This window comes from Micromonospora sp. ATA51 (assembly GCF_016802855.1).
Classification (GTDB): domain Bacteria; phylum Actinomycetota; class Actinomycetes; order Mycobacteriales; family Micromonosporaceae; genus Micromonospora; species Micromonospora sicca.
Genome location: NZ_JAEVHJ010000275.1, coordinates 1 through 9262 on the forward strand (window position 1 = coordinate 1; position 9262 = coordinate 9262).

6 protein-coding genes and 3 pseudogenes are annotated in these 9262 nt (G+C 72.7%); 3 read left to right on the forward strand and 6 right to left on the reverse strand.

Annotation, left to right across the window (positions count from 1 at the left end; all coding sequences use genetic code 11):
* From JNW87_RS29560 to JNW87_RS29570, 3 genes and pseudogenes are all read left to right on the forward strand, one after another.
* Positions 1 to 327, forward strand: a pseudogene (locus tag JNW87_RS29560) (hypothetical protein); the annotation flags it as partial.
* Positions 327 to 1640: a heterodisulfide reductase-related iron-sulfur binding cluster gene (locus tag JNW87_RS29565; protein ID WP_238454790.1), complete on the forward strand. Its 1314-nt coding sequence runs from the start codon at positions 327 to 329 to the stop codon at positions 1638 to 1640. The pseudogene JNW87_RS29560 and the gene JNW87_RS29565, both read left to right, overlap by 1 nt.
* Before the next feature lie 121 nt (positions 1641 to 1761).
* Positions 1762 to 3639: an L-lactate permease gene (locus JNW87_RS29570; RefSeq protein ID WP_109805888.1), complete on the forward strand. Its 1878-nt coding sequence runs from the start codon at positions 1762 to 1764 to the stop codon at positions 3637 to 3639.
* Positions 3640 to 3694: 55 nt separating this feature from the next.
* Here JNW87_RS29570 and JNW87_RS29575 read toward each other — a convergent pair.
* The 6 genes and pseudogenes from JNW87_RS29575 to JNW87_RS39890 form a co-directional block, all read right to left on the reverse strand.
* Positions 3695 to 3796 (reverse strand): annotated as a pseudogene (locus tag JNW87_RS29575) (DNA-binding response regulator); the annotation flags it as partial.
* A 62-nt stretch (positions 3797 to 3858) separates the two neighbouring features.
* Complete coding sequence (locus JNW87_RS29580; protein ID WP_161558020.1) at positions 3859 to 6246, reverse strand: low temperature requirement protein A; 2388 nt, start codon at positions 6244 to 6246, stop codon at positions 3859 to 3861.
* Positions 6247 to 6303: 57 nt separating this feature from the next.
* Positions 6304 to 7122: a major royal jelly family protein gene (locus JNW87_RS29585; RefSeq protein ID WP_238454791.1), complete on the reverse strand. Its 819-nt coding sequence runs from the start codon at positions 7120 to 7122 to the stop codon at positions 6304 to 6306.
* Positions 7123 to 7549: 427 nt separating this feature from the next.
* Positions 7550 to 8056 (reverse strand): annotated as a pseudogene (locus JNW87_RS29590) (SRPBCC family protein); the annotation flags it as partial.
* Between the two features lie 298 nt (positions 8057 to 8354).
* Positions 8355 to 8729: a hypothetical protein gene (locus JNW87_RS29595; RefSeq protein WP_109805891.1), complete on the reverse strand. Its 375-nt coding sequence runs from the start codon at positions 8727 to 8729 to the stop codon at positions 8355 to 8357.
* Positions 8730 to 8738: 9 nt separating this feature from the next.
* Positions 8739 to 9236, reverse strand: a complete 498-nt coding sequence (locus JNW87_RS39890; protein WP_309234112.1) for a helix-turn-helix transcriptional regulator — start codon at positions 9234 to 9236, stop codon at positions 8739 to 8741.
* Positions 9237 to 9262 lie beyond the last annotated feature (26 nt).

A 9262-nucleotide genomic window follows, 5' to 3' on the forward strand; every position in this document is an offset into this window, starting at 1 on the left:
GGCCGACCGGCACGGCGTGCCGCTCGCGCTGCGCGGCTCGGCGGCGTCGGTGCCGCTTCGCGCTGCGCGGCTCGGCGGCGTCGGTGTCCTGCACGCCGGAGTGCCCGGCACGGCGAACCGGAACGGGTCGCCGGCCTGGTCGACGCGCTGCGGGCGGCGACCGCCGCCGTCGCCGGGCACGCCGTGGTGCTCACCGCGCCCCCGACCGTGCGGGACCGGGTCGACCTGTGGGGGCCGGTCGACGGGCTGGCGCTGATGCGCCGGGTCAAGCAGCGGTTCGACCCCGACGCCCGACTCGCGCCCGGCCGATTCGTCGGAGGGATCTGATGACCATTCCCCAGCAGCCCGGCGAGCGTCCGGTCACCTCGCCCGGCGGCACCTTCCCGGCCACCGGGCCGCGCGACGTGCTCGGCCTGGCCGCCCAGCCGCCCGACGGGGGCGCCTTCGACGCGCACCACCCGCCCGCCGCCGAACTGATCTCCGACTGCGTGCACTGCGGTTTCTGCCTGCCCACCTGCCCCACCTACGTGCTGTGGGGCGAGGAGATGGACTCGCCCCGCGGGCGGATCTACCTGATGAAGGAGGGCCTGGAGGGCGAGCCGCTGTCCGACTCAATGGTCACCCACTTCGACCGCTGCCTCGGCTGCATGTCCTGCGTGACCGCCTGCCCCTCCGGGGTGCGCTACGACCGGCTCATCGAGGACACCCGGCAGCAGGTCGAACGCCGGCACCGCCGGGGGCCGCGGGAGCGGGCGCTGCGCGCGGCGATCTTCGCCCTCTTCCCGTACCCGCGGCGACTGCGGCTGCTGCGCGGGCCGCTGCGCGCGTACCAGGCCAGCGGGCTGCGCCGCCTGGTCGCGCGGACCGGGCTGCTGCCCCGGCTGGCGCCCACCCTGGCGGCGCTGGAGTCGCTCGCGCCCCGCCTCGGCAGCCCCGCCCGCCTCCCGGCGCGGATGCCGGCGGTCGGGCCGCGCCGGGCCGTGGTCGGCATGCTCACCGGCTGCGTGCAGTCCGCGTTCTTCCCGGAGGTCAACGCGGCCACCGCCCGGGTGCTCGCCGCCGAGGGCTGCGACGTGGTGATCCTGCCCGACCGGCAGGGCTGCTGCGGCGCGCTGAGCGTGCACAACGGACGCGAGGAGGAGGCGCGCCGCTTCGCCCGCCGGACCCTGGACGCGTTCGCCGCCGCCGGCGTCGACTTCTTCGTGGTCAACGCGGCCGGCTGCGGCTCGACCCTGAAGGAGTACGGCGACCTGCTGCGCGACGACGCCCGCTACGCCGCGCTCGCCGCCGACTTCGCCGGCAAGGTGCGCGACCTGTCCGAGCTCCTCGACGAACTGGGCCCGGTCGCCACCCGGCACCCGCTGCCGGTGACCGTCGCGTACCACGACGCCTGCCACCTCGCCCACGCCCAGGGCGTCCGCGCCCAGCCCCGCCGGCTGCTGCGCGACATCCCCGGGCTGGAGCTGCGGGAGATCGCCGACCCGGAGATCTGCTGCGGCTCCGCCGGGATCTGGAACGTGCTCCACCCCGGGCCGCCGCCGAACTCGGCGACCGCAAGGCCCGGACCGTACTGGCCACCGGGGCGCGGCTGCTCGTCACCGCCAACCCCGGCTGCCTCATGCAGGTCGCCGCCTCGGTGACCCGCGCCGGCGGCGACATCGCCCTGGCTCACACCGCCCAGGTCCTCGACGCCTCCCTCCGCGCCCGCCCGGTGGAGGAGCTGCTGTAGGACCCACCCCTTTTCACGTGTCGAGGTGACTCATGTTCGAACAGTTCACAGTCGTCACCGATCCCGTCGGTGACTCCGTCGCGCTCTCGGCCATCTTCGCGGTCCTGCCCCTGCTCACCCTGTTCGTCCTGCTCGGCGTGCTGAAGGTCAGGGCCTGGCTGGCCGGCGTGATCTCCCTCGCGGTCGCGCTGGTGGTGGCGATCGCCGTCTACGCTATGCCGGTCGGGCAGGCCGTGCTGTCGGCCACCGAGGGCGCGGCCTTCGGCTTCTTCCCGATCCTGTGGATCGTCATCAACGCGATCTGGGTCTACAACCTCACCGTCGAGAGCGGACACTTCGACGTGCTGCGCCGCTCGTTCGAACGGGTCAGCCCGGACATGCGGATCCAGGCGATCATCATCGCGTTCTGCTTCGGCGCGCTGCTGGAGGCCCTCGCCGGCTTCGGCACCCCGGTCGCGATCACCGTGGTGATGCTGATGGCGCTCGGCTTCCGCCCGATCCACGCCGCGTCGGTGTCGCTGTTGGCCAACACCGCGCCGGTGGCCTTCGGCGCGCTCGCCACCCCGATCGTCACCCTGGCCAGCGTCACCTCCGGGGTCAACGACGACTCCCGGCTCACCGTGGACACCCTCGGCGCGATGGTCGGCCGGCAGACCCCGATCCTCGCGGTGGTCGTACCGCTGATGCTGGTGGCCCTGGTCGACGGGCGGCGCGGCATCCGGCAGACCTGGCCGGCCGCGCTGGTCGCGGGTGTGACCTTCGGGCTGGCGCAGTTCGTCGCCGCGAACTACATCTCCGTGCCGCTGACCGACATCGTCGCCGCGCTGGTCTCGGCCGCCGCCGTGGTCCTGCTGGTCCGCGTCTGGCGCCCGGTCACCCCGGCCGACCTGGGTCGCGAGCCGGCGGCCGTGCCCGCCGCCAGGGGGCCCGTCGAGGCCGAGCTGGCCGGTCCCGGCACGGTCCGCGCCGCCGCGGTCAGCCGCTCCGGTACGACCACCGCCGCGCCCGCCCTGGATGGACCGGGTGGCGAAACCCCGCCGGGTGACCCCCGCATCGACGAGACCGCTCCCGCCGGCCGGCACCGCACCGGCGGCGACGACCTGGAGCCACGGCCCGCCGACCAGGCTCGCGCCGCCACGGCGGACGGCCGCCGGATCGCCGACACCCCGGCCGAGGTGGCCCGCGCCTACGCCCCCTACCTGATCATCATCGCGATCTTCTCCGTCGCCAACCTCGGGCCGGTCAAGGCGGCCCTGGCGAAGGAGCCGTGGACCGTGAAGTTCGACTGGCCCGGACTGGACATCCTGGGCGGCAACGGCAAGCCGCTGTCGTCGGCCACGTTCACCCTCAACTGGCTGCCCGCCGCCGGCACGCTGATGATCCTCGCCGGCATCCTCACCGCCCTGGTGCTGCGGGTCTCCGCCGGCCGGGCGCTGAGGGCGTACCGCCGCACCTACGTCGAACTGCGGTACGCGATCGTGACGGTGATGGCGGTGCTCGCCCTGGCGTACGTGATGAACCAGTCGGGGCAGACCAACACCCTCGGCGCGTTCCTCGCCGCGGCCGGCGGGGCGTTCGTCTTCCTCTCGGCGATCCTCGGCTGGATCGGGGTCGCGGTGACCGGCTCGGACACCTCGGCCAACGCGCTGTTCGGCGCGTTGCAGGTGCAGACCGCGGCGCGCGCCGGGCTGGACCCGGTGCTGCTGGCGGCGGCCAACTCCTCCGGCGGCGTGCTCGGCAAGATGATCAGCCCGCAGAACCTGGCGATCGCCGCCGCCGCGGTCGGGATGGCCGGCCGGGAGGGGGAGATCTTCCGCAAGGTGTTCGGCTGGAGCCTGCTCCTGCTGCTGCTCATGTGCGTGCTGGTCGCGTTGCAGGGCTCGCCGGTGCTCGACTGGATGGTGCCCTGACCTCGCTGGACAGGTCGCCGTCCCCTCGTGGGGACGGCCGGCGGACATCTCACGGTCACCGGGCCGGCGGCTCGGCCCGGACCAGACCCACCTCGTAGGCGAAGACCACCGCCTGGACCCGGTCGCGCAGGCCGAGCTTGGTGAGGACCGCCGCCACCCGGTGACGCCGGGCCGGCACTGCGCGGGTCCGCGGTCCTTGACAACCTGACCGACGGGTGCCTACCGGCTGCCGTGTCGTGCCTCGGTGGCAGGAAAGGGTGTGGTGGTGGCGAGTCCGATGCCGACCGCGGTGAGCAGGACCAGCGCCCCGAGACCGGGTAGGCGGGCCGTCGCCGGCGCGGTGAGCGCCACGAGCAGCACCCCGAGCATGCGCCGCCGGGACGTCCTGCCGTGGGCACGTTGCCAGATCAGCTGGTCGCCGAGGAGGTAGACGATCACCCCGCCGTACAGGGCGGTGTGTCCCCAGGGGTCCGGCGCCGCCGTCGGCCGGTACGCCAACTGAGCCAGGGCCGACTTCAGGCCGAAGGCGATCAGGATCAGTCCGGCGACGGGCAGCAGATGCAGGTAGGTGTAGGCGTCCCGGGCCAGGGCCGCCCGTAGGCTGTTCGGGACCTGCCGGAGGCGGCGGTCGAGGAGCTCGTCGGTGCCGACGTAGGTCCACCAGAGCGTGGCGAGCAGGGTGACGCTGAGCGTGATCGCGAGCAGGACGGCCGGGGAGATCGGCGCGCTCACGAGGGCGACCCCGGTGGAGCTGACCGCCTCACCGAACGCGATGAGGACCACAAGGTTGTACCGCTCCACCCAGTGGTCGAGCGAGCGGATCTGCCAGTTGCGTGGGCCGATCAGATAGCCGCCACCGAGGTCGATCGCCAGGGCAGCTCCCCACAGCACGGCGCTGATCGGCGTGACGGGGCTGCCCCGCGGTGGGAAGGTCAGCGTCGCGCACAGCAGCAGCGCCAGAGCTGCCCCGGCGGGTACGGCGGCCCGGGACAACTGGGCTCGTACCGTCGGATCCGCGCGGGCGGCGAGCCAGAACGAGGCGAAGTGCAGGATGCGGACAGCCGCGTAGCAGGTCACCACGATCAGCGGCCCGGGCAGCCCACCGGGTACGCGACTGAACGCCTGCGGGATGGCGATGCCGAGCACGAGGGTCAGCGCCGCCGCGACGAGCATGGTCACCCGCACGGAAATCGCGTCCCGGGACGTCGCGCTACCCAACCAGGCGTAGTAGCACCAGGACCACCACAGCAGGACCACGACGCCCAGTCCCTGGGCTGCCCCGGCCGCGGATGGCTGACGGCTCATCAGCACGGTGACCTGGATGAACGCATACACGATCAGCAGATCGAGGAAGAGCTCGTGCGGCCACACGCCCGACACCCGGGTCGCCGTGCCGGCGACGCTCCGGTGCAGCCTGCGGTGCCGCTGGCGAAAGATCGTGCGGTCGGCGACCACCATGGCGCAGACGGCGGCGGCGAGTATCGCCAACGACGCCACCGCCGGAACGCGCAGGGCCAGCGGCACCGAGGCGGTGAGCAGTGCGATACCGAGTATCAGGCTGCGCCCCGTCAGGTTGGTGCCGCGCCGTTCGAACGCCAGCAGTCCGAGCAGGTAGAGCGCAACTCCGCCGTAGAGGGCGAGGGCGCTGCCGGGGTCCCACTGATGGACGGTGCGCTCCTCCGTTGCGCTCAGCGCATGTTTGAGCCCGAGCGCGAGCAGGATGAGACCGCCGATCATCGGTAGATGCAGCATGGTGTAGGCGTCGCGACCCAACAATGACCTGGCGCCACCGGACAGGCGCTGCAGTGCCTGCTCGGCGGCGGGCTTGGCGAGGTCGAAGTAGGTCCACCACAACACGGCGACGACGACGATGCCCAGCACCGAGCCGATGATCACCGACCAGGTGATGGGTGGGTCACCGACCAGCCCGCGGCTGGTGCCGATCGAGATGATCGTCCCGCCGAGGGCGATGAGCACGATCAGGCTGTACCGCTCGGCCCAGTGGCCCGCGGACGTGAGCTGCCAGGTGCCTGCGCCCAGCGCCCACAAGCCGACGTAGTCGACGCCGACGGCCACGGCGAACAGCACCAGCTGGACGTGCACCACCGGCGTCCACGCAGGCAGGAGGAGGGGGAGGGACGCGGCGAACAGCAGCAGCGGCGCACTGACGAACAGCGGGAGCCAAGCGCGCCGAACGGGTGGACGCCTGCCGTCGACGTTCCACAGGGCGAACGTCGCGATCAACAGTGGCCCGAGGCGAGCCAGCAGAAACGCGACGACGAAAACCAGCGGGCCGGGTAGACCGTGCGGCCGGTCAGCAAACGCCTCGGGAAGGGTGACACCGACCACGAAGATGGACGCCGCCGCCACGAGGACAACCAGCGGCATGATGCCTCGATCGAGCCGGACCAGATTCCCGAGCGATGCGTACGACGCCCAGCACCGCCACAGCAGCAGCACCACCAGGCCCCCCTGAAGCAACCCGACGGGATGGAAATTCGCCGACATCAGCGCGGTGACGTTGAAGAAGGCGTAGACGAAGACCAGGTCCACGAAGAGTTCCAGCCGCGTCACACCGCCGGGGGCGAGCACGATCAGCCTGGACAATCCGGCGCGGGAACGCTCTCGGTGCGCTGGTATCACGGCACGACCGTCCGGCGTCGGTCAGGTGTGATCATTGGCCGGCGGGCTGGCATCGATCTTCAGCTTGTAGATCCAGACGGGGTAGTCGACCGCCTCGGCCCCACCGGCCAGTCCCGGGGTCCGGTTGAGCTGGGCGGCCGGGATCCACAGGTTTCCGGAACTGTCGATCCACATCGCGTCGCCCCAGATCAGGCGCGGGTCGGCGAGGAGGGTGTCGACCTGCCGGTCGGGCATGATGGTCAGGATCTGGCGGTGTTCCACGTCGCTGAGGTAGATGGTGCCGGCGGCGTCGATGGCGGTGCCGCCGGTGGTTGGGGTGTCCAGCCATGTCTCGACTCGTTCGGCCAGGGTGTCGTCGGGCACCGAGGGATCGTCGAGCCAGCGGGTTTCGATCCGGGCGAGCGGTCCGGATGCCGGCTGGAAGTAGAGATACCGCCCGTCGGGGGAGACCTCGAGCTGATCGGCGTGTACGCGTAGTTCGCTGCCGTCCTGACGGCGCAGGACTTGCCCGTCCGCGTGCATGGTGCGGCGGTCGATCGTGCTCGGGTGACCGTCGAGCACCCGGCGGGCCTGCCCGGTGGTCAGGTCGAGAACGATGAGCCCGGGTGCCCCGGCGTCGGTGAGGTAGGCAGTCTGATCGTTGAAACGTACGTCGTCGAGGTAGCTCGTCTGCCGCCGCGTCGCGCCGAGGTCGTAGCTGCGTGCGATCGTGTCGGTGGCGAGATCGATCGCGATCAGCCGTGCGCCGCCAGCGACGGCGGGCAGGCCGATGCCGGGAGCGCCGGCATCAACGATCCAGAGCCGCCCGTTGGGGCCTGTCCGAAGCGCGTTGACGCACACGAACGCCCCGGCCGGGTCGTGGTCGTCGCGCGCCTGGTTCCACCCCGCGTCCGGATAGGGGATGAGCCTGCGTCGGGCATGGCTTCCGCGACCTGGAGGCCGGGACCGTCCGCGGACGGGAAGCTCACGAATACCCGCCCGTCCTCACTGGTTGTGACACCGGTCCAGACCCGGTCGGCGGACAGCACCGGCATGAGGCGGGAATCCTCTTGCTGGGGTAACACCACCACGCGTACTCCTCACGTCCGCGGGGCCGTCGCCCCATTCCCTCCTCGAGCACCACTCCGGTCTTCGCTCGAGTCGTCGGCGCGTGTGGGTGGTGCGGGCTACCCACCGTCCGACGCGACAAACCCGGCCGTCAGGCGGGAAGCTGCGAACAACGGCAGCGCGCCGAGTGCCGCGAACGACGCCGTCGAACCGACCAGCATCAGCAACCCCTTGACCCCCCGCCGCCGGCAGTCGTCAGCCGGCCGGGGGCCGCGGGGACCGGTTCCGGCAGCGGCTCGCCGGTCTCCAGCAGGGTCTTGAGGCTGGCGAGCAGCTCGGGCCAGCCGCCGCCGCCGTCGAGCTGACCGCTGATCGCCCGGTGCATCTCGCCCTCGGGGGAGAAGTCGTCGTGGGTCACGGTCAGCCGGACCGTGTCGCCGTGCGGCTCGAGGTCGAAGGTGACCTTGGAGCGGCGTTCGCCGAGCCGGGCGGCCAGCTCCTCGTCGGACCAGCCGAAATGCGCGGCGTGCTCGGGCGGGACGCCGTGCCAGCTGTAGGAGAGCCGGTGGTAGGGCTCGGCCGCCAGCACCCGCTGGCCGAGGTCCCTCGCCTCCGCGTCCGGCGCGTCCTGCCAGAGCAGGGGCGATCCGGGGCGCCAGTCGGAGACCAGCGTGACGCCGCTCCAGTAATGCCGGGTGAACTCCGGCTCGGTCAGCGCCCTCCAGAGCCGTTCCGGGGGTGGTCCTGATGTAGGCCGTGTAGGCGACCGTCGGGTTCTGCATGGGCTCGGACTTCAATGCTGTCTGCAGGTCGGCGAGGGCGCGCGCCCGCTCCCGGTCGTACCGGCCGAACCAGCGGTCGGCGACGGCGTTGATCGGGGCGGCGTTGAGGTGGTGCAGCTTCTCGCGGCCCCGCCGCGCGGCTCCAGCCCTTCGGGCGCTGAGAGCTAGCCTCCTAGGACGCCCTAGAGGTGGTGACGCCCCGCCACGGGAACGGAGACCTGTCGTCGGCCAGGAGGGACTTGGTCAGCGCTCGGGCACGGGCGCGTCGGTGTGGCCGTCGATCACCTGCCGGCCGGCCAGCGGTTGGTCGAGCCGGACGTGGATCCGCCATTCGACCGGCTCGTCCCCGCCCGACCAGCCCAGCCGGGGCGCTCGCACCGAGACGCGCACGACGACCGACGTGGCGTCCTCGGCGGTCGCCACCCGGGACACCACGTACGCCGGATCCCTGCGCAGGTGGGCCACGATCACCCGGGGATCGTCGGTGCGGTCGTACGCCTCGACGGAGATCTCCTCCTCGCCTGGGCGGAGCACGTCCCGGGCCACATGCGCCAAGCCGATCAGCAGGACCGCGCCCAGCAGGGCCGCGCCGGCACCCCGTCGCCGCCACCAGCTCATCGCATCCGCCTAGGGGAGGAGGGCGGCGCGGCGGGCGGCGACCACGACCTCCAGGCGGGTGTGCGCGCCGAGCTTGCGCATCGCCGCGCGGAGATAGCTCTTCACCGTCTCCGGTCGCAGCCCGAGCTGCTCAGCCACGTCGCGTTGGTACAGCCCAACGCCACGCAGGCCAGCACGTCGGTCTCGCGGGGCGAGAGTGGACTCGCCGGGGCGGGCGTGGCGCCCTCGGGTCGGGTCACCGCGCCGGCGAGCCGGTCGGCCACCGCGTCGAGCCGGTCCCGCAACTCCGGGTCGTCGATCCGGCGCAGCAGTCCGCGCAGCTCGGCGTGGGCCTGCCGGACCTCCTCCCAGTCCGGTCCGGCGGCACCCGGATCCAGGACCGCGTCGGGGGCGCTGGCCCGCGGGTCGGGGGGCGGCCGTCCGCAGGGTGGTGAGCGCGGTCCGGGCCGCGTCCCGGTCCGTCAGCCGGCGCTCCAACTCGCGGCCGGCGTTCACGGCGGCGGCCACCAGGCGGTCGCCGAGGGCGAGCCGTT

Coding starts and splice junctions, on each gene's coding strand:
- JNW87_RS29565 (WP_238454790.1), top strand. CDS start 327: ATGACCATTCCCCAGCAGCCCGGCGAGCGTCCGGTCACCTCGCCCGGC.
- JNW87_RS29570 (WP_109805888.1), top strand. CDS start 1,762: ATGTTCGAACAGTTCACAGTCGTCACCGATCCCGTCGGTGACTCCGTC.
- JNW87_RS29595 (WP_109805891.1), bottom strand. CDS start 8,729: ATGAGCTGGTGGCGGCGACGGGGTGCCGGCGCGGCCCTGCTGGGCGCG.